The organism is Streptococcus sp. Marseille-P7375, assembly GCF_902460365.1.
Taxonomy (GTDB): Bacteria; Bacillota; Bacilli; order Lactobacillales; family Streptococcaceae; genus Streptococcus; species Streptococcus cristatus_I.
In genome coordinates this window covers 111,751-137,313 of sequence record NZ_CABPTR010000003.1, presented here as the reverse complement: position 1 = coordinate 137,313, position 25,563 = coordinate 111,751, and the positions used below count along the sequence as shown (strand labels likewise).

Annotated in this window: 28 protein-coding genes and 1 pseudogene; all 29 read right to left on the bottom strand. The window is 44.4% G+C overall.

The features are described 5' to 3' along the window. Positions 1-103 precede the first annotated feature (103 nt). The 29 genes and pseudogenes from FZ954_RS08085 to FZ954_RS07955 all read right to left on the bottom strand — a co-directional run bounded on the left by FZ954_RS08085 (position 104) and on the right by FZ954_RS07955 (position 25,420). A complete protein-coding gene (locus FZ954_RS08085) occupies positions 104-805 on the bottom strand; it encodes a histidine phosphatase family protein (protein ID WP_148878003.1) in 702 nt (233 codons plus the stop codon). Between the two features lie 264 nt (positions 806-1,069). Further along, positions 1,070-2,407 carry a PFL family protein gene (locus FZ954_RS08080; RefSeq protein ID WP_148878002.1) on the bottom strand — a complete coding sequence of 446 codons (1,338 nt, stop codon included), beginning with the start codon at positions 2,405-2,407 and terminating at the stop codon, positions 1,070-1,072. An 11-nt stretch (positions 2,408-2,418) separates the two neighbouring features. Next, entirely contained in the window at positions 2,419-2,685 is a 267-nt protein-coding gene (locus FZ954_RS08075) for an ACT domain-containing protein (RefSeq protein WP_148878001.1), read from the bottom strand. Positions 2,686-2,941: 256 nt separating this feature from the next. Beyond that, entirely contained in the window at positions 2,942-3,682 is a 741-nt protein-coding gene (locus FZ954_RS08070) for a DUF3553 domain-containing protein (protein WP_148878000.1), read from the bottom strand. Positions 3,683-3,820: 138 nt separating this feature from the next. Next, the gene (locus FZ954_RS11770) at positions 3,821-3,976 is read right to left on the bottom strand and encodes a hypothetical protein (protein ID WP_187423351.1); all 156 of its coding nucleotides are present in this window, start codon (positions 3,974-3,976) and stop codon (positions 3,821-3,823) included. 249 nt (positions 3,977-4,225) lie between these two features. Then, positions 4,226-4,495 (bottom strand): SH3 domain-containing protein, encoded by a 270-nt coding sequence (locus tag FZ954_RS11975; protein ID WP_262366248.1) that lies wholly within the window; start codon positions 4,493-4,495, stop codon positions 4,226-4,228. 48 nt (positions 4,496-4,543) lie between these two features. Further along, positions 4,544-4,966: pseudogene (locus FZ954_RS11970) on the bottom strand (lysin); the annotation flags it as partial. 13 nt (positions 4,967-4,979) lie between these two features. After that, complete coding sequence (locus FZ954_RS08060; protein WP_148877998.1) at positions 4,980-5,354, bottom strand: hypothetical protein; 375 nt, start codon at positions 5,352-5,354, stop codon at positions 4,980-4,982. Positions 5,355-5,449: 95 nt separating this feature from the next. After that, positions 5,450-5,860 (bottom strand): phage holin family protein, encoded by a 411-nt coding sequence (locus tag FZ954_RS08055; protein ID WP_048766023.1) that lies wholly within the window; start codon positions 5,858-5,860, stop codon positions 5,450-5,452. Between the two features lie 3 nt (positions 5,861-5,863). Beyond that, complete coding sequence (locus FZ954_RS08050; protein WP_148877997.1) at positions 5,864-6,121, bottom strand: hypothetical protein; 258 nt, start codon at positions 6,119-6,121, stop codon at positions 5,864-5,866. After that, complete coding sequence (locus FZ954_RS08045; protein ID WP_148877996.1) at positions 6,118-6,339, bottom strand: hypothetical protein; 222 nt, start codon at positions 6,337-6,339, stop codon at positions 6,118-6,120. The genes FZ954_RS08050 and FZ954_RS08045 overlap by 4 nt, the downstream gene beginning before the upstream one ends. A gap of 11 nt (positions 6,340-6,350) precedes the next feature. Next, positions 6,351-11,576 carry a phage tail spike protein gene (locus FZ954_RS08040; RefSeq protein ID WP_148877995.1) on the bottom strand — a complete coding sequence of 1,742 codons (5,226 nt, stop codon included), beginning with the start codon at positions 11,574-11,576 and terminating at the stop codon, positions 6,351-6,353. Continuing rightward, positions 11,573-12,271 (bottom strand): phage tail protein, encoded by a 699-nt coding sequence (locus FZ954_RS08035; RefSeq protein WP_148877994.1) that lies wholly within the window; start codon positions 12,269-12,271, stop codon positions 11,573-11,575. The genes FZ954_RS08040 and FZ954_RS08035 overlap by 4 nt, the downstream gene beginning before the upstream one ends. Further along, a complete protein-coding gene (locus FZ954_RS08030) occupies positions 12,271-16,698 on the bottom strand; it encodes a phage tail tape measure protein (RefSeq protein WP_148877993.1) in 4,428 nt (1,475 codons plus the stop codon). Before FZ954_RS08030 ends, FZ954_RS08035 begins: the two co-directional genes overlap by 1 nt. 201 nt (positions 16,699-16,899) lie before the next feature. Further along, positions 16,900-17,193, bottom strand: coding sequence for a phage tail assembly chaperone G (gene gpG / locus FZ954_RS08025; protein WP_148877992.1), 294 nt, complete (start codon positions 17,191-17,193; stop codon positions 16,900-16,902). 43 nt (positions 17,194-17,236) lie between these two features. Beyond that, positions 17,237-17,821, bottom strand: coding sequence for a major tail protein (locus tag FZ954_RS08020; protein WP_148877991.1), 585 nt, complete (start codon positions 17,819-17,821; stop codon positions 17,237-17,239). A gap of 17 nt (positions 17,822-17,838) precedes the next feature. Next, a complete protein-coding gene (locus FZ954_RS08015; RefSeq protein ID WP_148877990.1) occupies positions 17,839-18,219 on the bottom strand; it encodes a hypothetical protein in 381 nt (126 codons plus the stop codon). Continuing rightward, positions 18,219-18,623, bottom strand: coding sequence for a hypothetical protein (locus tag FZ954_RS08010; protein ID WP_148877989.1), 405 nt, complete (start codon positions 18,621-18,623; stop codon positions 18,219-18,221). The genes FZ954_RS08015 and FZ954_RS08010 overlap by 1 nt, the downstream gene beginning before the upstream one ends. Then, positions 18,616-19,008 (bottom strand): phage head-tail adapter protein, encoded by a 393-nt coding sequence (locus FZ954_RS08005; protein WP_148877988.1) that lies wholly within the window; start codon positions 19,006-19,008, stop codon positions 18,616-18,618. Before FZ954_RS08005 ends, FZ954_RS08010 begins: the two co-directional genes overlap by 8 nt. Then, complete coding sequence (locus tag FZ954_RS08000) at positions 18,992-19,204, bottom strand: hypothetical protein (protein WP_148877987.1); 213 nt, start codon at positions 19,202-19,204, stop codon at positions 18,992-18,994. The genes FZ954_RS08005 and FZ954_RS08000 overlap by 17 nt, the downstream gene beginning before the upstream one ends. Further along, positions 19,197-19,487, bottom strand: coding sequence for a phage gp6-like head-tail connector protein (locus FZ954_RS07995; RefSeq protein WP_148877986.1), 291 nt, complete (start codon positions 19,485-19,487; stop codon positions 19,197-19,199). The genes FZ954_RS08000 and FZ954_RS07995 overlap by 8 nt, the downstream gene beginning before the upstream one ends. Before the next feature lie 13 nt (positions 19,488-19,500). Beyond that, positions 19,501-20,631: a phage major capsid protein gene (locus tag FZ954_RS07990; RefSeq protein WP_148877985.1), complete on the bottom strand. Its 1,131-nt coding sequence runs from the start codon at positions 20,629-20,631 to the stop codon at positions 19,501-19,503. Between the two features lie 17 nt (positions 20,632-20,648). Further along, positions 20,649-21,368, bottom strand: coding sequence for a head maturation protease, ClpP-related (locus FZ954_RS07985; protein ID WP_148878095.1), 720 nt, complete (start codon positions 21,366-21,368; stop codon positions 20,649-20,651). Further along, positions 21,349-22,503 carry a phage portal protein gene (locus tag FZ954_RS07980; protein ID WP_148877984.1) on the bottom strand — a complete coding sequence of 385 codons (1,155 nt, stop codon included), beginning with the start codon at positions 22,501-22,503 and terminating at the stop codon, positions 21,349-21,351. Before FZ954_RS07980 ends, FZ954_RS07985 begins: the two co-directional genes overlap by 20 nt. A gap of 48 nt (positions 22,504-22,551) precedes the next feature. After that, positions 22,552-22,800, bottom strand: a complete 249-nt coding sequence (locus tag FZ954_RS07975; RefSeq protein ID WP_148877983.1) for a hypothetical protein — start codon at positions 22,798-22,800, stop codon at positions 22,552-22,554. 18 nt (positions 22,801-22,818) lie between these two features. Beyond that, on the bottom strand, positions 22,819-24,459 hold the full coding sequence (locus FZ954_RS07970) for a terminase TerL endonuclease subunit (protein WP_148877982.1): 1,641 nt from the start codon (positions 24,457-24,459) through the stop codon (positions 22,819-22,821). Then, positions 24,456-24,704 carry a hypothetical protein gene (locus FZ954_RS07965; RefSeq protein ID WP_262366243.1) on the bottom strand — a complete coding sequence of 83 codons (249 nt, stop codon included), beginning with the start codon at positions 24,702-24,704 and terminating at the stop codon, positions 24,456-24,458. Before FZ954_RS07965 ends, FZ954_RS07970 begins: the two co-directional genes overlap by 4 nt. A gap of 196 nt (positions 24,705-24,900) precedes the next feature. Next, positions 24,901-25,218: an HNH endonuclease gene (locus FZ954_RS07960; protein WP_148877980.1), complete on the bottom strand. Its 318-nt coding sequence runs from the start codon at positions 25,216-25,218 to the stop codon at positions 24,901-24,903. After that, entirely contained in the window at positions 25,211-25,420 is a 210-nt protein-coding gene (locus FZ954_RS07955) for a hypothetical protein (protein WP_148877979.1), read from the bottom strand. The genes FZ954_RS07960 and FZ954_RS07955 overlap by 8 nt, the downstream gene beginning before the upstream one ends. Positions 25,421-25,563 lie beyond the last annotated feature (143 nt).

Here is a 25,563-nt window from a genome sequence, read left to right as displayed (position 1 = left end):
CCCCCCTTATTCTCCTCTCATTATATCACGTTTCTGAAAAAAAGCAGTTTCTAAGATTGAAAGAAGACAGCTCAATAAAACTTAACTATTTCCATGATTTCTTTTAACTGTTTATTTCAGCGTCCAAAATTTTGGCACCAACTTCACGGTAGGATACATCTCCCAAGATCTGAATCGTAAATTGCCCTTTTTCATATTCAACAACTGTCACACTGCCGTTGTCAACCTCAGGATTTTTGCTAATAGCTTTATCAATCAAATAAGCAAAAGTCCTGATGGTCATACTATGGCTGACAACCAAAGCATTGCCTCCACCAGCAGCTTCCACTTCTTGGGCAATAGCTGTAAATCCAGCTAAAATCCGTCCACTCAGTTGCTCCCAGGGCTCAGCCCAGCCAGCCGTATCCACTTCAACCAAGCCGTCGGCCAATTCTGGGAAAGTCAGCTCTTTATAATTATCGGTGTCACGCACTCTTAGAATCACTCCACGGAAAAGATCGCCGCCATAAGCCCCGTCAAAGCTCCCAAAGCACCACTCTCGAATACGCTTGTCAAACTTATAAGGAATCTTTCCTACCAAATCCAGCTCTTCTAGGATAATCCCCATGGTCTGAATGGTTCGACCAGAGTCGCTCGAAAATGCCTTGGTAAATTCCAAGCCAGACTCTCTCAGCCCAATCCCTAGTTCACGGATACCACGTTCGCCTTCTTCAGTTAAGGGAGTATCCGACCAGCCCTGAGCTCGACCAATGGTATTAAACATGGTCTTACCATGCCGGATGATGTATAATTTCGTTTTTGCCATGAATGTCTCCTTTTTAATCAAGGCCACTCGTCTAAGAGTGGCTTATTTGTCTCACACTTGACTGAGCAAGACAGAGGGAAAGAGAGTGGGATAGAAATCGGTAATTCGTTAGAATTCGATTTCGTCATCCCACCTCCGCACAGTTGAGTAGGGCTGTAAAAGCTGATGAAATCAGCGTAGTAGAGCCCACTCAACCACTGCGTCTTGCTCGACAATCCAAATACAATTAAGAGGCTAGGACTTTTGTCCCAGCCCCCTATATACTTAGTTTTTAAAACTATGAATTGGCGCTGGAATCTGTCCACCACGCGCGATAAAGGCAGCTGACGAAGCCTGATTAACCTTCATGACCGGAGCTGTTCCCAAGAGTCCGCCAAATTCGATCATATCGCCTTCCTTGCCCTTTGGAATAATCCGCACAGCAGTCGTCTTTTGATTGATAACGCCAATCGCCGCTTCATCCGCAATCATGGCCGCGATGGTCTCAGCAGGTGTCGCCTCTGGAATGGCAATCATATCCAAACCGACCGAGCAGATAGCCGTCATAGCTTCTAACTTTTCTAGATTGAGCGATCCATTTTGCACAGCCGCAATCATACCCTCGTCTTCTGACACAGGAATGAAAGCACCAGACAGACCGCCAACTTGATTGCAGGCCATGACACCGCCTTTTTTGACTTGATCATTTAGCAGGGCAAGCGCCGCTGTCGTGCCATGAGTACCAACCGTTTCCAAGCCCATTTCTTCCAAGACACGGGCTACTGAATCCCCGACCGCCGGTGTTGGAGCCAGACTCAAGTCAACAATCCCGAACTTAACACCCAGACGCTCGCTGGCCATCTGACCGACCAACTGGCCGATACGGGTGATTTTGAAGGCTGTTTTCTTGACCGTTTCAGCCACCACGTCAAAACTCTCACCACGGACCTTTTCCAGAGCCCGCTTGACAACGCCCGGCCCAGAAACACCGACATTGATGACCACATCTGCTTCACCGACACCATGAAAGGCGCCCGCCATGAAGGGATTGTCTTCTACCGCATTGGCAAATACAACCAGCTTGGCCGCCCCCATGTCAGAAAGCTGAGCTGTTTCCTTGATAATGCGCCCCATATCCGCAACTGCCGTCATATTGATGCCGGTCTTGGTTGAGCCGATATTGACAGAGGAGCAGACCTTGTCCGTCTCAGCCAAAGCGCGCGGAATGGAATTAATGAGGATTTCGTCCCCTTTTTGATAACCCTTTTGGACCAAAGCAGAGAAACCACCGATAAAGTCCACACCGATTTCTTTTGCTGCCCGATCCAGAGCATGAGCCAGAGGCAGATAATCCGTAGCATCGGTAGCTGCCCCAATCAGAGAAATCGGAGTAACAGACACCCGCTTGTTGACGATGGGAATCCCCAGCTCAGCTGCAATCTCATTTCCAACTGCCACCAGATCTTTCGCTTTGGTCGTGATTTTTTTGTACACCTTGTCCGCTGCCCGCTCAATATCCGAGTCAATGCAGTCCAAGAGAGAAATGCCCATGGTGATAGTCCGAATATCAAAATTCTGCTCCTCAATCATGGCAATGGTTTCTGTAACTTGTCTAATATCCATGCGCCCTCTCCTTAGATATTGTACATCGCGTCAAAAATGGCTGCGCTTTGAATATTGATTTTGACATTGAGCGTCTGACCAAAGGCCTCAAATTCACTACGAAGTGCTGCAAAATCCTGCTTTTCATCGCTAGAAACGACAGCCATCATGGTAAAAAATTCATCCAAAACAGTTTGAGAAATATCGTCAATATTGAGCCCCAGCTCGGCAATTTTAGTAGCTACACCAGCCACAATCCCTGCCTTATCTTTTCCAACAACCGTAATAATCGCTTTCATCGTTTGCTCCAATCATCTTTATTGCTAATATTGTAGCATAATTTATTGATGATATGAAGATAACACTCAAATAAACTCAAATGGTTAATAAAATCAACTTTTTTTTGATTATTGATATCTGGATAATAGCTGGATAAAATAAATCTAACGTAGTCAAAACGTAGTCAATTTTTTGCCCGCATAGTTGAGACAATGACTTTTTGAAAGTCTTTTTTTATTAAAACAGACCGACATCACTGTCGGCCTGTCCCAGACTTTATTCAAAATCTAACAAATCACTTTCTACAATTGCTTCAATCGCTAAAGATTTTCTTCCCTTATCTTCAAAATCAATAACAATTGTATTGTCTTTGATTTCTGTTACTTTCCCAGTTCCAAACGACGGGTGTTTAACTGTTGAACCTACAACGTCCTTGTGAGCTGCAACCCACTCTTTCACTTTCTCATTTTCTTCTTGATCTTGTAGAAGACCAGACTGTTTCATCAATTCAACCACCTCAAAATATCCGTTTAGATAAGTTGATTTGAAATCAGAACCTGTAGATAGTTCTGAGCGTTTTACAGGTTCTCCCAAACCTAACATCAAGTGAATAGCTTTCAAAATGACATCATCAGAAACGTTGCGACTATCAAGCTGCCCACCGACTGCGTCACCATAAACACCATAGAAATGACCGTCTTCACCATCGTGACCGTAAATATCCATGATATTACTTGTTTCACAGTTGCAATACACTGCTCCATCTTCGTTTACAATAGCATACGCTACATCGTTATGTTTAATTTCTTCAAGTAGTTGTTTTGCTTTTTCCATTTCCAATTCCTCCGCATAATCCGTTAATTTGATAGCATTTTCTAAACTCATTTTCTCGATTGGGGTTTTACCTGTAACCCATCTACTAATTGTCGTGCTACCTATTCCAGTAGCTTTAGAAATCTTATAGGCTGTCAATTTTTTTAATAATTTTTGAATTTTTTTAAAATCTGCTTTACTCATTTTTTATTATCTCCTGAATACCAAGCGATTGCTACTGCTAAAATTGCTACAAATAATATAATTTTCATCTTGATTTTCCTCTCACTTTCGTATACAATGAAAGGCAAGGAGAGCTTGCGCTCTCTTACCTTCAAGCGATTATCTCTTCCGCCGTCTGCGAAACTTGGGAGCGATTTTCGCTTTTTTATTTTGCTCTTTTAGTACCTTGTACCAAGAGCGACTTTCCTTTGAAATTGCTACCGCAATTCCAATCATGACCGTGACCCTTGCTAGCCACTCGTCTATGCTGTCCATTTGTATCACCTCCTTACATTATTTATTATACTACATTACAATGCACTAGTCAACACTTTTTGTTGATTTTTTTATTATTTTTTAAAAATTTTAAGTCTATTATTGAGGAAATTTTTAAAATTTTCCGTTTTATAGAAAATTATTTATCTAATATCATATAAAAAAGCCCCAGCCTTTTCGGCCGGGGTAGATTAAAATTTAAGAAATTATATTTTTTTGTTTGTCGCAGTTTCCGCTGCGTTTGTTTATTTACGACAATTGACCCCACAGATCAATGCGGTTCCCAGCTTCGTCAGTTTGACCAATAGCTAGGTAGTTACGATTGCCGGAATCTCCGACATAAGAAATCCAGCGATAGCCATCGTTTGAGCCTTTAGAGTCGTAATGGACTTTTTCGCCCGGCTGATAAACTGCCACGATTTCTCCATCTAAGTTAGGAGATCGACGGACGTTGATTGGAGAGTCGCCAACCGTAAAGGTAGAATCTTCTGGGAAGAAAGGTGCCTCATGATTTTCCATGACTTCTGTAATTGTTTCTTTCAGTTCAGCTTTAGGTAAAGAGTCGCCTTTCGGACGGAATGCTGTTGGATACAAGATAGAGTATGGGAAAGCAACTAGGTTAAACACACCCCCAATGCCATCAGGCCCAGCAGCTCCTCCTTGGTTTTGACCAAGGAACCAACCTTGAGTGCCATCGATGTCCCCAGCGAAAATAGCGATATGGGAAACAGGTGTGAGGTCTGTTTCCATAAAGACAGCTACATCGCCTTCTTCCATGTTTTCCACTTCGTCAAAATAGTCTAGCATACCGTTTGTATGCCGTTGCTCCCAAATGTCTTTAACAAAGCCAGAAACTGTACAGTTAGCAAACGGCACGCCTAACCAAAGGCAGTATTTAGCATATCCATCCCAACACTGCCAGCTAAACCAGCCGTCAATATCAAAGCCGTACCCAAGAACTTCATCCTGAAATAATTTATATTTACGCATATTATTTTCCTCCCTATTTATCAAACTGACTTGCGCCAATAACATAAGTCACCTCACCAACGATGTCAAGCGGTGTAGGCAGCTGACGCACATTGCTAGCATTGACCAGCACACGACCGTCTGGCATCAAAACAAAGTCAATTGCAGCTTGTGGTTGGATTTTACCTTGAGCGATCACTTTAGCTGTAAATGTGACAGGATGCGCAGGCTTAAATCCTTCTGCAATCCTTTCGTTTAATGTATATTGTCCGTTATCCCAGCGTTGTGTCGCTGGTGCAGAGATGTGAGCTCGTACTTGAGCTTCTTCATTTCTAGCTAGATAGAGTTTTGACCCGAAGCCAAAACGAAAATTTCCTTCTGCATATTCAGTTACTTTTACTTTTGTCATTTTTTTATTTTCCTTTCAAATTTTCAAACGCTGCAAGCCAAAAGTAGCTAGCAGCAAAAGCAAACAGAGCAAGCTTCAGCGCCTGCTCTTTTATTCTATTTTTTATCATTTTTATCCGAATTTGATATTTTTTCAACAAATTCTCGAAAGAATGTTGTGTTAATACCTAGTTTATCAAAATTTTCCAGAATAGATTTTAGCTCAAAAAACAGATACCCGAAATAAAGTATCTGTAGAGCTCCCAGACCGATTCCTTCAGGCAGCAAGATAGACAGCGGAATGCAGAAGGCTAGCAAAGCGATACTAGCAATCTTGCGAATAATTCCGTTGATTCCTTCTTTGCTGCGAAATTCAATGTTTGGGTTGAGCTTAGCGGCCAGAGTTCCTGTGAGGAAGTCAATAGCCATAGCACCCATGATGAGTGCTAAAGTAAACACAATCAGTTCATCCTGCGTATCAATTAAGGCACGCAAGCTGTGTGACCATTCCAAAACGTTAGCCTGCATTCATCATCCTTTCTTTTCTTTAGCCCCAGCTTCCAACTCCGCAATAATCGCATCCTCAGCAGCATATACCGCGTTCCGGAATGCTTCCTCTTGATCTCGCACTTCTTGACGGTTGACCGCGTAAACCTCAGCATTATCAAGCCATGAGTTATGTGTTGTCACGCCTTTATCGTCGATATCGGCTGTCATGGTTTTAACGAGCGTGTCGTCAACTTTGACGTGCCCTACGATTTTAGTTGTTTTGATAAGTTCCAGTGTCATTTTACTTCCTCCAATTTTTCTTTTACTTCGTCAAAAAGTTCCTTCAACGCTGCATCTGAAGCTAACACAGCATTAAAGCTATTGAGTTCTTGCTGCAAGAGCGAGCTTTTGCTTCGCTCTACAATAAGCAGAGCTTGCATCTCAATCTCTGATTGAGTCTTATTCGCTAGCTGATTCTGGTATTCAGCCAGCATGTAAACGTACACGTTTTCGTCCATGTTTTCTCCTTTTATCTCATGTATTTTCTAGCTCCGAGGCCTCGTATCGGACCAAAGATATCATGTCTACCAGTGTGATTGCCCAAATTGGCCATCATCTGATTTAGTGTTTCGAGCACATTGACCAAATCAATTCCGTTAAAGTAATTTGCCACAATGTTCGACCTTGTCACGTTGCCAAATGGCTGTAGTATGACTTGTCTATTGTCATTTCCGTAAAGCGTTCGCATTTCCCAGCCACGATAGTTGACCGCTCCTGTTGCAAATCGTACAACGTCGCTGATTATTTCGGTACGCTCTACCTTATTACCGCTAAACAGCCGAATGCCAGCAAAGCTGTCGTTCTTACTGTTTTCTGTGCCGTCTCGGTTAGCTCCGAGCACAGTCACACTGGCTGGTGCTCCACCTTCGGTCTCGCTCGTAAATTTTAAAAATTGATTTGGGTAGCCATTCAGCACACGTCTGATAGCTGCTTGGTCAGTCATAACATTGTACTGACCATTATTCAAATCAATCTTCAAAGCGCCGTTTAAGGCTTTAATCATCCCACCTTTGACCTGCTCAGCCGTAAAGTCAATAGATTGTAGTCTATTGACGAAAGCATCTTTTGCCATTAGCTTTTTAAGCAGCGCCTCGCCTGCAGATAGTTTCTCAAGTAAGGCATCATCCGCCTTGACCTTATCAGCCGTTACAGCATTAGCCCCTAGCACTTCCGCTGTCACTGCGCCTGCTGCTATATGAGGTGTTGTGATGGCTCCTGCGGCTAAGTCACGGCCAGTGATAGAGCCATCCACGATTAAATCGCCTGTAATCCGCATGAGCTTTGTGATGGCCTGCATGCTCTCAGGATTTTGGACAAAAAGACTAGCCAAAGTCTGCCCGTTGACAACCTTCCCAGTCCCAAGAACGATCTGACCGGGTGTGATACTGATGTCGGTCTTCTTGAGGCTTTCCCCGATTTGACTGGACATAGTAGCAAACTGACCATCAATCCCCTGCTTAAACTCCGCAAGCTTAGTATCAGAGTTGTTTTTCAGCTCCTCAAACCGTCTGCTTATGCCTTTAACGTCTTCTGTATATGTAGCTTTGCCCACATAGCCTGCCTCGATGAGCTTACGCTCAGCAGTCAGTTGACGGGCCGTCTCCTCACGAGAGTAAGTACGCAAGGCTTCTGCTCTCGTGTTATCAGCGTTAACGTAGGCCTGCACCGCTGACAAGTCTGTACGCAAACCCTGAGCCGTCTGCCTAAACTCCGCCAGACTAGTCTTAGTCTCGTTAAGACTAGCCTCGACTCTGCCGACCTTGTTTAAGGTCTCCTGAGCCGACTGCTTCCAGCTGTTGAAGTTCGTCAGCGAGCTATTGGCTGTGTTAAGGGCAGCCTGCACAGTGGCCAGTTGGCCGTCTATGCTTTGCCTAAATTCAGCCAACTTTGTGTCTGCGTAGGCTGTTGCGTCTTCAGGAGCTGGGCTCCAGTCGGATGTGATAGTCGCTTTTTCAATTTTTAAAAAGTCTGCTTGGCTGTCGTTTGGAGACAGGTTGATCAAGTCACCAGTAAAATAATAGTCTGTATTCTGCTCGATAAATTGTTTACCAATAAACAATAAAACCGCGTCTTCCTTATTGCAATTAAATTTTACGCGTAATTCTGAGTATGGTTTTGTTATTTTAAACTTGCGAGCAAATTGGCCAGTCTCGCTAATCGATACTACAGCGCTATAAGAACCATCTGCCCAGCGGAATTGCAGCATCAATGTTGGTCTAGTTGTATTTTGGGTAGTCTTTGCTGTAAACTTGTATGTTTCTCTGTCAAAGATTGACCTGACAGGTTTTGTGTTAAAGGCACCCATCAAATTCCGACCACCTACCGTCAGCTCCTCAAATCGTCTACTTATGCTCCGCACGTCTTCTGTATGCTGCGCTATGCCCACATAGCCAGCCTCAATGAGCTTGCGCTCTGCGGTCAGCTGGCGTGCGGTCTCCTCACGGGAGAAAGTGCGGAGAGCTTCTGATCTAGTGCCGTCTGCGGCGACGTAAGCTTGCACCGCTGACAGGTCGATGCGCAAACCTTGAGCCGTGCGCTCAAAGGTTGCTTTGGCCTCGGTGATGAGGCCTTCTGTGTCTTCAAGCGCTGGGCTCCAGTCACTTTTTAAGCGACCTTTTGATACTTTTGGCTTCTTGAGATACAAAATCGAATTGGTACTAAAGTTATAGCCATAAATATAAAATTGAACTTTTTTTGTCAGGTCAATGTCATCATTGACTTTTAACGGTGATCCTAACCGCACCCAACGCCCTTTTTCGGTAACTTCGATTTTTGTTTGACCTGCGTAGAAATTGAGTTTACCGGTCGAATTATGATAGTAAAATCCAAATTTGATATGAGTACCTAAATCAGTTGCATACAAATCAGCCGAAAAATAATACTCTCCAGCTGCAATGACTCCGATTTTAAAATCGGTTGACAATGCTTTCCAGTGTCGGGAGCCGTCACTCTCGTTAAAAGCAAAGACAGTATCACTAAATGTTTCCGTGTCAAAGTACCCATGCTGGATATTTTGAGCATTTGGAATACCAGCATTGTACGGATTGTACCAGTAAGGCGCAATCATGTTTTGATAGGTCTTGCCGTTAGCCGTATAGCGCTGGCCGCTATCTCTCAGATTTTTAAATTCTGAGTTGATAAACAGATTCTCGCCAACCTGCAGGCTTGCCATCTCCTCACGCAACTGCCCAGCCTCAGCTGTGACCAAGGTCTTATCGGCTTTGTCCTTGGTTGCATTGAGGATTTCCTGACGGATTCCACTCGCTCGCACATCAAACTCTGTTGTGCTCAATTTTGAGTCCAGCTGGTTCTGCGTGTTAGTCTCGAGCGACTTGACAGACTGCTTGATACTATCTGAGAGCACAGTCAAAGCGCTTGAATCTGCTTTGGTCTTGAGGCCCTCAGTCAAGCGGTTCACGCCAGCTTCGAGCGAGTCTGCTCGTTGTTTAAAACTAGACTCAACAGCTGAGACACGCTCGTCTTGATCTTCGTAGGCTGGTGACCAGTCTGTCGGTATCGTGCCATACTCAACTTTAACTTTCGTTTTGAGCACATCGCCAACTTCAAAATTCGACCCACCACACCCAAAACGTAAAGTAACAAAACTCACTCCTGTCAATTCTTTTGGCGAAATCACAAAAGAGTTAGTATTGTAGTATTGGTAATGTTTCACTGTATTCCCGTTTTCGTCAAAGTACGAAATAAAATTCTTGGAAAAAATAGGGTTTAAAATCGTCACATAGATTGATTTTCCAGCAATTACAGGGATGCGAACCCCATTTCTATTACTCACCGTTTTTGGGTGAGTTGTTGCCTCGCCAACATAAGGGTCTAGTCCTGTAGCTTTAAAAGATATTTCGCCAGACGAAATATCCATTTTAAAATCAGCTACATGACCGCCTTTCCAGATGTCTGAATTTTTGCTCAAAGCATAAAGATTCGTACCACCGACCTGCACATTCGCAATCCGACTAGCTAGCTCATCCGCTGTCTGCTTAACCTCTGACTTGCTAGCCTTGCCATCTGCTAGATTCGTCAGCTCAGCAAGCCTGCGGGTGGTGCTCTGCTCAAACGTTGCCTGAGCGGACTTCACACCCGCAAGCTCGGTTTTGGTCGCGTTGAGCGCCTGTACTTGTTTAGCTATCTCAGACTCGGCTTGGGTCTGCTTGGTGCGGATATTCCCAACATCCGAGCGGATTTGGGCAATGTTGCTATTCAACTGACTCTGAGCCTGTGTCAGGTTGGTCTTGACACCAGCCAGCTCCGACTTTGCCTGATTGATAGATTGCGCTTGCTTAGCCAGCTCACTATCAGCTTGGGATTGCTTGCCTCTGATGGCAGCAATATCAGACTGGATTTGACTGATGTCGCCGGAAAGCCGACTCTGAGCCTGCGTCAGGTTCGCCCTAACTCCTGCCAGATCAGCCGAGGCACTAGACAGTTTCTGATTAAATTCCTTTTGCAGCCTGTCCGTGATCTCACTTTTACTCTGATTGATTTTCAGATTGAGCTGGTCGGTCATTGCTGCCTTGACTTCTTCAGCTTTGGCTCTTGCTTGTTCGATTTCATCAGATAGGCTCTGCTCCATCTGGTTCATCTTCTGGTCAAAGACTTTATCAGCATTTTTCAACTCTTTCTCGAGCTTGACCTCAAAGTCCTGCTCAATGATTGCAGTCTCTGCCTTGACCGAGTCACTGACCATAGCATTTAAAGCCCCTCCCAGCGTTTGCTGGATAGTGCCAAATCCCACCGATTTCAGCCTTTTACCCATTGGAGAGTAGCGATACTTTGTGATTTTCTTGCGGACATCAATACCAAATTGCTCGTGATAGACACTTACGACATCAAATATCTTGACTGGCACATCACCGATACCTGCCACATCAAGCTCCAAGCTATCCTCGATCATATCGCACAAGGTCGTCCGATAGTATTGCTCGCCATACTTGGTCAGGCTGGCAAGGTCCTTGACATCTTCGTCGGTGACCTCCATGTCAGCCTCGTAGATATGCTTGTACTTGTTGATAAGTGGGCTGTCTACAGTGACTCTCAGCCACTGCTCTTTCTTGCTGTCTCCCTCTCCCACCTCAATTTTCTTGCGAAAATGAATGCGTGTCCGCAGCTCTTTGGTCGAGGTCGTCTGCTGAGGACTCCGCATGTTCTTTTTGTACATGAAAAGAGCCTCAGTCTCAGAGCCTCCGTTTTTCAGCAGACTTACCTGATACTTATCCCGTACCAAGTCACCGCCCCATTGACCAACGATAGAGTGTTTCTCTTTGATCAGAGCGTCCATCACTGAGATATTTGCTGCATTAAAAGTATGCTTGTCAGTGATATCAGAGTAAAAGCTAAAAGGACAATCTCTCAGGATTGCCCCAGCTAGTGCGGTCATCACCACATTCCCAGCCACCCTATCGACATTGATAGAGCTGATAGAGTAGTAGTTGAGTAGTGTCATTACTTGATTTGCATAGACTGTGATATAACCTTGCTCTTTGACCACTTCAAAGATGGTAAACTCTTGCTCACCATCCAAATCATCCGATATAAGCTTGGTCTCTTCTGTCAGCAACTTCCATTTATCATTATTGAGGGGGTATTTAAAGGTCAGTTGATAGGTACTGTTGCCTTCTTGGTAGATTTCATCAGCCCAAGCTTCATTTAGAGGGGTATTTCCCTCTTTTAAATAAATCAAACCTTATACCTCCAATTCCCTTTAATTGTGATTTTTCGGATATTGCCTGACACAGACACACCAGACCGCCCGACAGGGAGCTCAAAGAATGGTCCTCTTTTTCGTAGAGTATTCTTGATATTCCCATTTTTATCAAAGACATTCTGCCGCTTGTGCTGGCACACAATCGTCGCCTTTGTATCAAGCGTCAAGTGCATAGTCTGTTGACCGATAGTCAGAGAGACATCACCAGAGCCTTCCAATGTAATGACAGGCTCAGAGTAGACGGTTCCTGTATTGGTCACCGTGCCATTACCAGTCAATACCACATCCTGCGCATTTTTTTCGTACCGAAAAGGCTGCATCTCAAGTTTGATTTCAAGCGTCCAAGCATGCGGACCGTTAGGACTATAGGAAGCCTCTAAAAAGTCTGCATAAAAAAATGAACCAGGCTGATACCCAAGCTCGATCACATTAAATTTTGGCTGAAATTTCTCCACAATCGTTGAAATGTCTAGCATTTTAGGTACATAAAAAGTAAATGTCCGCTCATAGCTCTCGTAGGCTCCGTCGAGGATAGATTCAGAGCCGTTAGCTCCATGGATAACCACCTTTTCCGTCGCTCTCGGTGTTGCCGCCTGTGCCTTACCAAAGTCAGTCACATAGCAGTTGGGGAGCGTCGAAGTATTAAAATTATTGATAATCATGTAATACATCAGATTCCCTCCCTTTTCATGATTCTAGCTTGTCTTCTGTAGATATTTTGTGCGAGAGGTTCGCCGTCTAGTATGGTGTCTGACGGTTTTTCAAGGATAGCCGTCAAAAGACTTTCCAAACTCGCCCTCAAAATGGCAATCTCAGACACCACCTTGTCCATATCTACCACATTTTGAGTCGTAGAAGACTGCACCACGATGGACTTGCTCGCCTGCTCCATTTCTCGGATAAATTTCGCATCGCTCGGAATCCCGACACCAGCAGCATACTTAGGGATTCCCATGTTACGCATCAGACGCTTAGTCTTGTAAGCTGGGAAGACCTTAGCCCCTCGTGGCAAGTCCATCAGGACATTACGACCTTCAGGGATAAATGTTTCACCGGTTGGAAAGCGGATCAGCTCTTTATAAGTTCCGCCTCGTTGGTCGTTGACCATGGCAGGGCCACCGTGGTGATAATTAGTCCCGTCTTCGTAATTTACCCACCTCTTTACAGTTTCAATGACTGTTGTGACAACACTTGGGATATTTCCGAGCGTACTGATAACTCCCCAAGCAACGCTAGAGGCATGATCAACAGCCGTAAGGTGTTTAGTTGGAGTAGGCGTGCCGTTGAAGCTATTCAAGCCTCCGATACCCTGACTGGATGCGCCAAGGACGGAGCTCGGGTCTCCCGTAAGGAGCTTAGTCGGAGCTACTGTGCTGTTAAAGCTATTGACTGCTCCAATAGCTTGATTCGACGCATTCTGAGTTGGGGTAGCATCAGATGGCAGCGGTTTAGTTGGAGCTGCCGTACCATTAAAGTTATTAACTGCTCCGATAGCCTTGCCGACCTCTACTACCGTAGAAGTCGAGTCTCCGTTCAGACTCTTTGTAGGTACGATTAAGTTGTTAAAATTCCAAGCTGCCCCAATCGCCTTACCAATTTCTGTCACAGCAGATGTCGAGTCGCCTTTCAGCTCTTTCGTTGGCACAGCTGCCTGATTCCAAGTATCAAGCTTAGCGATACTTAGCCCAGTATTTAAAAGGGCATTGTCGCCATTGACCAAAAGGTCTTTAGGGAATGGATTGGCCATATCCCAGTTTTTCAGGGTCTCTGTAGAGCGAGAGACCACTTTTCGAAACTCCTCATCTCTGGCCAGCAGTTCTTTCTGTTGTGGAGTCAGCTTGTTGTAGTTTTCCAACGCCTGCTTAGCCACATCTGCCTTGTTCATCACATCCTGATTATTCATCAAGAGTTGCTTAGTTTCGGCAGGTAGGCTATTCCAGATAGCTAGGTGTTGTTGGCTATCAAAGATGGCCTGTAAGCCAGCCTGATTTTGGACAATGATCTTCTTTTCTTCCAGAGACATCTCTGCCCACTTGCCAGACTCGACCAGAGCTTCAGCAATCGTTGCCCGAGCATTGGTGTTTAGCTCTGCCTCCTTAGCGATAAACTTCAATTGCTCCCAGCCCTCGGCAGATTTGACCGCTTCACCGATAACCTCTTTAACGTTAGACTTGACCTCGAATTGGTTATTTTTATTGATGTTTCCGACTAAAAGAGACCAGGCATCGTTAGCTTCCTTGGTCGTGGCAGACATCTCACTACTATATTTAGCAAGGATACTGTGTGAGTTTCCTGCTTCCTTAGCAGCTTTAGAGGCTTTCTCTCCGATTTCTTCATAGGACAGGCCGTAGTCTTCGAGGAGCTTTTTCGCTTCTTCCCAATAGTTCCAGCTTTGTCCTGTTCGGAGCTTGACCTTATCATCCAGGGTCTTCATGACTTCCAGATATTTAGTCCCTAAGGCCTCCATAGTCTGATTGTGCTCGCTCTCCAACTGCTTCATCTTTGCATTGTATTCTTGCTTGGTGAGCAATTTAGAGCTGAGCATCTCTTTCAGCTCTGCTTTAGACTCTTTGTAGAGGCTATTTTCTTCCTTCATAGCCTTTTCCAAGCTCTCCCTCGAGTGCTTGAGTTGAGTCTCATTTAGGGTAATAATATCCCCATTTTGAGCCTGTAATACTGCCTTCTGCTCTTTAGCAGAGAGATTCATAAGCTCTAGCTTCGCGGAAATCATCTCTTTCTGATTGTTGAGGATGATTTCTTTTTCTTCCTTCGAAAACTTGCTAGCATCACCGTTGTGGCGTTGATAGATATCATTGATTTGATTCATCATCGCCTCGGTATTGCTTACCATCTGATTGTTATATTCCTGAGCCTTAGCCACATTTTCAGGACTAATTCCCCACTTGTCTGCCAATTCTTGGACACGTTTATTTGCCTTGTCAGCAGAGCTAACTACTTCTTCATAAAGCTTTTTAAAAGATCCTGCAACTTTGTCAGCATCCCCCGCGTGGGTTCCAAAATTAGCGACTGTGTTGCTAGTCTCGTCAACCACTTTTTGGAAGCTACGCAAGTCACTACGAGCCGTTTCACTCAGTTGCGTGCCAAATTCTTCCGCCTTGATTCGAGCCTTGTCTTTCTGGTTTCCAAGGTAGACCAAGCCAGCCGTAACTAAGCCGATGCCTCCAACCAAAAGACCTACTGGACCTCCTAGAGTAGCCAAGGTTTTTCCAAGTAGCCCAGCCGACCCAGATGCCGATACAGTCGCGCCGCTCAATGCTGTAGCGCCAGTAGTCGCTGTAGCTGTAGCACTACTCAGAGCAGTTGCACCGCTAGTTGCCGATTTAAAGGCTTCAGCCAAGTTTCCGGTTGTCCGAAAGGCTTGGAATGTCTTATGTAGGATAGAGGCACCACCTGCCACCTTGCTAAGACCTTTTGTCAGCCAGCCTAGTCCTCTAGTCAAGGTGCCAGCAAGAGTGATACCCTTACCAAAGATAGTAAGAGCTGGACCAGCCCCAGCAGCAAGTAAGCCCCACTTGAGGATATTCTGCTGTTGCTCAGTGCTCATATTGCTAAAGGCTTTAGCCATATCCGCCAAGTTTTGAATCCATGGTTTAGCCGCTTGTAATCCATCCCGCATTGCTTTAAGAAAAGGTCCGCCAAACTCAATCGCAATGTCCGTGATTTGATTCTTAAACATTTTGAATTGAGATTCAGTGGTCGCGTATCGCTTGCTTGCTTCTTCAGTCAAAGCTGTATTTTTCTTCCAAGCACTATTCGAGCGATCAACTGCAGCTGTCATCTTATCTGAGGCTAGAGCCAAGGATTTCAGCATATTGCTTTGACGGATGCCCTTCATATCCAGATCATCAAGAATGCCATTGACATTCTCTCCAGACTTATGAGCATTTTCCAAGCCCTTGATAAAGGCTTGCAGGGCTTGGACAGGTTTGTCCTTCCAAGCTTGCTGGAATTGCTCTGAGGTCATGCCAGCAGTATTGGCAATCAGCTCTAGTTTTTCAGCTGCGCCTTTTCCAGTCAGAGACACAGCGTTACCAATGGCTGTCAGTGTTTGAGTCATGGCAGTACCACCCGCTTCAGCTTCGATACCAACCGAGCTCATAGCCGTAGCAAGGCCGAGGATATCAGGAGCTGTCAGACCAGCCAAACGACCTCCCGCAGCTAGACGATTGGTCATCTCTACGATATCTTTTTCGGTCGTTGCAAAGTTATTCCCGAGATCAACCACAGAAGCTCCGAAGCGTGAGTAATCGTCCGAGCTTAAGCCCATGATATTAGCGATCTTAGCAATAGCCGTTGCCGCCTCTTCAGCACTCAAGTTAGTTGACTCGCCCATATCAATCATGGTGCGAGAGAACTTCAGGATGTCTTCCGTCTTGATTCCCAGCTGACCAGCGACCTCCGCTACATTGGCAATCTCTACCGCACTCGCTGGTAGCTCTTTAGCCATCTGGCGAATACCGCTGGACAGTTTCGCATATGACACTGTGGCAGTTTCATCGACGGTCTTTTTAACGCCAGCAAAAGCAGACTCATAGTCCATTGCGGCCTTGACTACAAGTCCTGCACTAGCTACCAGCGGAGCAGTGATACCTGTCGTCAACTTTCCACCGACGTCGGAAACGTTCTTACCAAACGTTTTGAGTCGTTCTCCGTTTGTTAGCAGACTGTCGCTGATTTTGTTGAGCCGACCAGCAAAGCTATTCTCTCGACCAACCGCTATCAAAGCCTGCTCCACTTTTCGGAGTTGACCTTCCATTGCGGCCAGTTTGGCATTTTCACGTTCGATATCTGCGGCAGCTTTATCAAAGCGAGCTGTTCCCGGTTCCAGCTTATCAAAGCCCTTTTTCATCTCATCCAAGACCTTGCGCTGTGCCTCAATTGCCTGTCCTAAAGTCTTGTACTTCGCCTGTAGTAAGTCAGCATTCTTGCCATTGTTTTTCAGAGAGCTATCCAAGGCTCGGACATTGCTCTGGAAATATTTAACGGCATTTTTCGCCCCATTTAGCGTAGGATTAAACTTAGACACGTCCAACCCTAGCTCCACATACATTTGGCCTAAAGGTGTTCCACCTGCCATTTAGTTTCCTCCTGCTCTATATATCTTCAGAAAAATCCAGAAGATCCACAAAACCAGCTTCTTTCTGAGGTTCTACGCTATCTAATACCGCCATAAGGTCTTCCCAGCTCGTCTCCATGACATCACGGATACTCATACCATAGGGACCTTCTGTGGCTTTTTTAACAAAGCTATAAAACCGCCTTAAAGCTTCGCCGGGCTCTAGGCTTTCTCCTTTGGGTCCACATCACCCACCAAATGAGTGTAGATATCAGCGAAAATGGCAACAATTTGACCAAAATCTGTAAATTCAAGTAGCTGATTCACTTCCACATCTTCAAAGAGCGAAGCAATAAAGTTTAACTGTTTATCTAGCTTCTCAACATCGCTCAATTCATCAGTCAATGAGTCGTTTAAAACCAGATAATCACGATAGTCTTTGGTGGTGATTTCCTTACTCGTTTTCAGGACATCTTCACCTTTTTCATTTTTGATAGTAAATTGTACCTTCGACATAAATTTTCCTTTCTAAAAAAGGGAAAGGGCTCTCGCCCCTTCCTTATGCAGCTGCTCCTATTTTGAGCTGACCTTTAAACTTCTTGAGTTCTGTTTCATCAGGCCCTACTACGCGAGTGTAATACTCTCCCTCTGTTGCTGGATCATCACTAGCGATGGCTGCGAAACTCAAAGTGTCATCTGACAATTCTTCTTGTTTATCTTTCAATGTTTCTAGGTCTTCTCCATCCATAGAGAACTGTCCTTTATACAGACCGACATAAGCGTTTTCACCTGATGGGGTCTTCGTTTCTAGCATAATTGAGCAATACGGAGCGACAGTAGTAGCCCCGATGCTCACGATTTTCCCTGTCACTTTGTGACCTAAAATTTTAGCGAGCATTTCCCAAGGCAGGTCAATAGCAGTCATTTCCATTTTTACATCACCCACACCGATATTAGAAACATGATAGGCGATGTCACTTCCGAAAGTCTTTACTGGATCACTAGCTAGACCAGTAATTTTTGCGGTACGTGTTGCCCCCTTACCTGTCTTACCTTCGATTACAAAAAGATTCGTACCCAAGGTTGGAGTAGCACTTCCATCCAAGATACGAATTGTCATACGTTTAAAACCTTTAAATGCCATTACAGCACCTCTTCTTTCTAATATTCTTCATACAGTCTGCTCACACCTCGATAGGTACGAGCATCGACATAACGCTTGATTTCAGGGATCCAGCTATCCAGATCGCCTGCGATCTGGTAAAAACCTTCCTCCTCAAAAATCTTCTCAATTTTTCTTTGGAGTTTTTTACACTCCATCCGATCCACCGACTCTACATTGACCTGATAGAGAAAAACCTTGGCTAGACTCGTATTGCTTCCATGAGCAGCCTGTATCGGTGGTCCCAGCGGGATGATAACGATACTCGTCTCATCCTCTGCCAAGGACTCTGGTCTATTAAAGGACTTGATACAGACACCAGCCAGCTCCTCATCTGCTTGTAAGGCGTTGTAGAGCTCATCGAGTTTATCTTTGACCACTATCTAAACCCCTCTATCTTCAATCTACTTGCTACACGATATTTGTATTTCTGGCCGTTAGCTTCCGAAAAGCGACGGATCACGCCAAAGCCCCGAGGATGAGGATTTCTAGCATAGCCAAGCTCATTCAAGTGCACCAAGCGCCAACGAGAGCCAGCACCAAAGCCTAATTTGATAGTCGGTACATCTTCCATCGCACCAGTGACCCGTCCGACAGTTGCACTCTCAACAGTCTCACCAGTACGCTTGTAGACCGCTAAAGCTCCCTTGAAATCTTCCAGAGTCTCTTCAGCAGCACCTTTCAAGGCTCGACTAGTCACCCGTCTCACTTTTTCGGGTCCCAGCTTAGCCTCCATGTTCCTCAAGACTTCTTCAATGCCTCTCACATTGGCTCCGCTAGACATCGCGACCACCTCCGATTACAACGATCAAAAAATCCCGATTATCATAATCAGGACGCACATCAATGATTTGCCACTTCTTGCCTTTCAGGCGAATATCCTCCACTTCTACAAAATGACGATTATCAGGCTGATAGTCAGAGAGTGGATCACGGATTTTAACAGTCATTTTAGCTTTCATCGCTTTACCTATTGCGATTTCGATATCTTTCATACTAGGAGAGTAGACCTGCCCCATCGTATGAAATACCTTTTCATGGCTGACATCACGACCGTCGAGTCCCTCCGCCACCTTTGAAGTATAGAAAGTGACGGGGGTTCTCAGGTCTCCATTTGTCGCTTCAGGCTTCTTGTAGAGATAGTGAGGGCGATTAGATTGGTAGCTCATCCTTAGCAGCTACTTCATCCTTTTTGCCTTTTACTTTCGACTTTGCGCCATCTTCTTTTAGTTCGCTCCATTCGACATAGTCAGGTAAAGCTTCGTTCAATTCATCAAAGCGCTCTTTTGTCGCTTCAAATTCAGTTCCCTCTTGACGAAGCTCCCCAGCTTGCAAGTCATAAAATTCTTTTAAGACCTTAATCATTCTTTTCCTCCGATTTGTAATTTTCCAATGATAATGCCATCAAATCCCCTTGAAAATTTCCGTAGAAAAATTCAACTTGGTCATTATAGGCATATCGTGCACGCTCTATCACCAGTTCTCGCACTCGTGGATCGCTAGTGTCCTTACTTCCCACTAAGCCATGAATAGCCGCCTCAGAGCTTTCGAGCATTTGTGACAGGTTTGCGTCCTCTCCACTATGAAAAATCCTCATCCGCTCCTTAAAAGCTGTGAGGAGTGGATGAAGTTCTTTTGCCTCTTCCATAGGCTATCACCACCTATTTCAGTTTCAATTCCCACACAGCAGCCGTTTTCTCATCATGTGGTTTCCCGTAGGCAAACTGCTTCCCTGTATAGAGATTTAAGTCATCAAGTGCTAAAGTTTGGTCAAATTTACCAAATTCAATACCTCCTCCAAGGATGGCATCATAACGACCCTTGACAAAAGTAGTGATTTTTCCAGCTTCCTGCGCTACTGACGGCACGACGATAGGGTTAAATGGCAAATTAGTGACAAATACCCCGAGACTGTTCAAAGTGGTAAATTGTGTGGTGAAATCAAGCTCATCACTGGTATTTACTACAATGACCATGTTGCCACGAGTCACGACTGGCTTGCCATTTGACTTAGTCGCATGGTACTTGTAGATTTCCTTAAATTCCTTAAGAGTGATATTGGCCTTTTCTTCAGTGGTCTTACCTTTAGAGCCAAGGGTTACATCACCAGATGAAGTCTTAGCACTATAGGTTGTTTTTCCTGCCGCAACCGTTCCTGTCAAGGTGCGAGACAAGCCAATTGGTTTTTCATCTCCATCGCCATTCAAAAATGCCGCTTCAAGTGCAACGGCGAAAGCTTCTGTTAGCTGAGTAGAGACGAAAGAGTAGAGCCAGCCCGGACCAAACTTTTCTGTATCCTTTGGAAGTACGACAAAGGCAGTCAGTTTGTTCTGGATAGCTTCTTCTTCGCCAAATCCAGCAGTCAATTGACCCTTGATTTCGTCATTGATTTTGCCCCAAGCTGCCACACCTGTCGTATTTGAGGTCAGGAATTTCAGACGAGGGCCACCGTTGCGAAGTCCGATATGCTCAAGCAATGGATGAGCTTGCACCATATCTTCAAAGATACGGTCAACAGTTTCTTGAGGAAATAGCTTTTCAATTTTGTCTGGTGCTTTTTTGTCCAAGTTGTTGAAGAATTCACGCTCACGAAGAGACAATTTTTCATCAAGTGGACTCACTGCCACCAGACCGTCTACTTCTTCACGGGCTGTTTTCTTGGCTTCTTCCATAAGGGCATCAAGCATCTTTTCATAAAGTTCCCCTTGCTTTTCAGCGGGTTCATTGTTTGCAACAGCATCCAGAAAGTTCTGACGAGCTGTTTTAAATTCATTTGATAATTTCATTCCCATTTTTAAATTTTCCTTTCTTAAAATGCAAAACGACCGAAACCACTAGGTTCAGCCGCTTTCTTATTTTCAGTTTTCACTTTTTCTGGCTCATGCTCTTCCAGTTTTTGAGCCACTAGCTCAGCAATCTTGTCCACATCAGGAGTCATAGTAGCCTGCATCCGCTCGATAAAGTCTTGCGGGATCATTGGTGTTTCACTCGCTACTAAAAGTGGAGCCACTTCTTGCGCAAACATCACCTTATCCGCAAAACCATTCTCAACGGCCGCCTCAGCATCAAACCAAGTAGTCTGATTCATCAGTTCCAACAAGTCAGGCAAAGCTTTTCCTGTCTTGTGGACATAAGCACTCGCAATAGACTTGTTAAAGCCTTTTAGCACAGCTGCCTCATGCTCCAAAGCATTATGGTCCCCATAGACACCAGAAGACACGTTGTGGATCATGATTTGAGCCGTTGGGCTGATTTCTACCGTATCACCAGCCATCGCAATGACACTAGCAGCACTTGCCGCAATCCCTACGATTTTCACAGTTATACGACCAGAGTAGGCACGCAAAGCCGTATAGATTTCGCTACCAGCATAGACATCACCGCCACCAGAGTTGATATGTACTTCCACATCTTCCCCAGTATCAGGCAGCTCGATATCTTTCGGAGCTGTTGCTTCTCTCTCAAACAGCTCGTAGATCCACTTGTTATTGTTTGAAATAATTGTTCCCTTAATCGGAATGACCTTCATCTTCTTTCTCACCCCCTTCCTCTATTTCCTTGCCAATCTGATAGTTCTTCGTCATGACCGGTTTATTGCCCCAAGGCACTGCCTCAAGCCCTAACTCTGCCCGAACTTCGTTGATTAGCATTGCACCAGAGGAGATTAGCTTGTCAATGTTTTCAGCCAGAGCAAACTTATCTCTCTGACCTTCGCCGACAATCGCAAAGAATCGTTGCCGATAATAATCATTACTACCCACTATGGCATGATTGAGTCCATCAGATACTTTCTTTACCAGCGATTCAAAGCAATAGCTAGTAAACATCTTCTGGCTATTGGCCAGATTAGCCATATCCCCGTGCATGAGCGCCGTAGGGATGCCTAGTATATCAGCCACTTCATCATCAAATTGCCTTCGGAGCTTTTTAATCTCGTCCACAGACAGATTCGAAGTCCCAACCGTGTTTGTCAATTCGTTGTAGTCCAGCCCGTTTTGAGCTGGAACGATAGCCACCGTTTTTGTAGTAAAGGATTTGAAAAGACCATCAGCATATTCTTGCATCTGCTTAAGCCTTTCCTCGTTAAAGGTGCCGTTTGACTTGGTGTTGAGGATACCACGAATCTGATTATTACGACCCAAGGCCTCAACCAAGCGACTATGTAGCTTTTCGTAGTCTGCAAATAAGTCACTGATGTACTCTTGTAGCCGATTGTTGTTGTACTGCAAGAAAATCACATCGCTCATAGCAAACTTACGCTGAAACGTATAGTCTCGCACAGATACCATTTCAAACGTATCATCATAGACCGCATATCGTTTCCGCGTAAAACTATCCGCGACTAACAGCTGATCATCATCTGACAAAATGATAAGCACTTCATTTCTGGTCAATAGACGATAAATCACCTTTTGCCAAAATTCTGAAGCGGACTCATTCCGATTTGGTCGGACATTCAAAAGATAGTCCCAATTGGAATGCTCATGCTTTCCTTCGACCATGTAGCGAAATTCAGACTTCGCAAAGATACGAGCCACAAACTCTGCCGATTTGTCCACGGCCAAGCTTTTGAGATACAAACTCCCAAAAATCCGCTCTAAATCATCAAAGTCAAAACCAGTGATGACTTCTTTACGAGCTTTAAAAATATCAAGCCAGCCCACAATCTCCCCTCCTTTCTAAGTTATTTTGCCAACCACCCACCCAAACGATTACCGTCTCCAAAACGGCTTTTTCAGTTCTTGTTTGATACTGCTAAATTTTTCATTCGTCGCCTGCACATTTTCACTGCAGATGACTTCATGCCGTTCCTGTGCTTGACGCAATGTGTTCAGTTCAGTCTTGTACTCCGTCAGTTTTTTATCCAAGTCCATATTTTCGCGACTCAGCACGCGAAAATCTGTTTGAAGTTTCTGGATTTCCAGCTCAAGACGCTTTTTCTTCTTAATTCGCTTGTTCATCTATATTTCCTTTCAACTTTAAAATTCCCAATTACTAATCACATCAAGAAACTCACCAACATTTGTCTCTTGTATCAATTCCCGCTTAAAGACCGCAGCGATAAAGGCATGGAAACCATCCGTCTTCCGACGCACAGGCTCCTTCTTCAAGAACCGTTTATTGCCATCCCTATCCTCTTTGACATAAGTATTGTCTGTGTACCAAAGCATAGAGTGGTCGTCTTCAAAGACAAAACGCTCATTTGCGAAGCCATCCTCGATAAATGGAGCAACTTTCGATTGAATCGCTCCGGGGTTTCTTAGGAACTCATGCTCAAAGCCAGCCTCTTCCAATAGCGGTTTCAGCAAATCCATTCGGAAGCCGTCCGCACAGACAAGCTCGATGTTATAGACCTCACTCCATTCCGTCAGCTTTGCGACTAGCAAGCGAGGGTCAATACTCGGACCATCCACAATCGTAAATAAGCCTTTGTCTGCCCATTCTTCGATAGGTGCCTTCAGCTTAAAGGCCTTCAAAAATGCCTTGCGGGCGAATGAATGCTGTTTCCAGATAAAATCATCACCATGCTTAAAGAGTAAGCCGACACTTGCAAAGTCACGGATACTCGCATAGTCAAACCCAGCCACGCAAGACCGCCCCTTTAAGTCGATACCCGGCGACCGCAGACAAGCCAACAGCTTCTCACGAGTCGTCACATCTTTTTCAAGATCCGCTTCAGGAAGATTCATACGTTTTGTCATAAATTCCTGACGGCCAGACGGCTCCAGCACAAGATCGTCATAGTCCGCCTTAGTCCGAGCCAGTAAACGCTTCGCATAGGGAGTATCTTCATCCAGCATCGGATTAGCTTTTGACCAGTTCTTCATATCATCCACTTCATCCGCACTATCAAGCTTGCAGATAAAAGGAAATAGCCGAAATTCATCCAGTTCTCCGTTTAAGATTTGCATTGACTTATCAATCATCTTGTCATAAAATCCCTCACGCACATATCCATTCGTCCCGTTGTAGAATGTTCGAGCATGAGCAATCTTACCCAAACCTGACCGCTGCACTTTCACAGCCTTGTCATCTTCGAACTGGTGAATCTCGTCAAATTCTAGGCAGCCATCACGAGCCGAGTCCATGGTCTTCGGATTATTCGTCCGAAAAGAAAAGACCGAGTTATTCGCTCGACCTGTGATAGACATCTTCGTGAGATAAAAATGATCCTCAAGACCACGACGCTGAACCGTCTCATACACTTCCTCAAAGGAAACCTTACCCTGCTTCTCAGAGTTGGCAGTGATAGTCACATCATAATCTCTGATTGGATAGATAGGGCTGATGAAAAAAGCGTCCCTTGCTGACATAAAACCATTCTTACCACCCCCACGAGCCAAGGTCAGCAAAAATTCATCAAACTGAGGCTCCCCGTCCTCCTTCCGAAAAAGAAAGATAAACGGAGTCAAGAAAAGCTGGTACTTAGCTAAAGGAAAAAAGTTCTTTTCCGCAAACCGAATGAACTTATCAATCAAATCATTATCAAAATAAAGATCATCCCGAGGATAGATCTTCTCCCTGATAATTTTAAAAAGCAACTTTCTCTCTTGATTGACAACAATCTCTCCACGCTCAGCCATTCCGATGTATTCATCAACTAGCGGATGAGAGATCATAGCAAGTCACTTCCAGACGTAGGTTTCTCAACAGGCGAGTTTTCCACCTCAAAATTAAACGACCGCTCAATAGCCAGAAGCTGATTGCTGGTAGAATTGATTTCCTTGATAAGCGAGTTCGCCTTTTGAAATCTTTGCTGCCCATTATGAACCGTGATAACCAAACCGTCCTCGTTGAGACGAGCCTTCAGCTCATACAATAACCTGACGAGATAAAGATAACGATTCACTTTTTCGTATGCCACTGCATCCTTTTTCCTCGGACTAAAATAACCAATTTTAGAAAGTAGCTGATTTTCTAATTCTTTTATATTTTTTTCTGAGTATTCCTCCATTACCCCCCACCCCCTTTAAAATTTTGTTAAAAATTTGGACAGTTGACCCCATCCACCGGTTCCCAAAACGAGATTTTATTGCGATTTTTTTGACCGGGGGGGTATCTTAATTTCCCCACCATTCATCTGATCGAAAATTTTTCTCTTGCAATTTTTTCGATTTTCGAAATTGAAAACGTCCATGACGTTTATTGTGACATTCTTTGCAAAGAGTTCTAAGATTATCAAGTTCCAGAGCTAGCTCAGGAAAGAACTCTAGCTCCTTGATGTGATCAACCTCTAAACTATCAATCGTGACTCGACCTTCATCTCTGCACCAAACGCATTCGTGATGGTCTCGTTCGAGTGCTTGCTTTCTGAGTGTCTTCCACTCGACTGAGTTGTAAAACTCTCTGCGTTCCTCGCGAGTAGAAACATCAATCATCAGTCAATGATGTTGATACTTTGATTTCAAACTTGTTTAGCTTATCAATGCAATTGTTCAAATGTTCGATAGCTTCACAACATTCTTTAGTCAGCTCTTTTAACTCTGAGATATTTTCTATTTCAACAAATAGACTAATATTTCCTACTGGTCTTTTCTTGATGTTTCTTTTAGCAAATACTTTTTTGATAATACTTTTCATAACTTTGTAAATTCCTTTATTTTTATAGTTCCAATTCCTTGTTTTACATATTCTAGTGAATTCGCTGCATGGGTTTTAATCCAGATTTATCAAGCGTTTATCTCACATGCATATTTTCAATTCATCGTTTCCTCAAAACTATG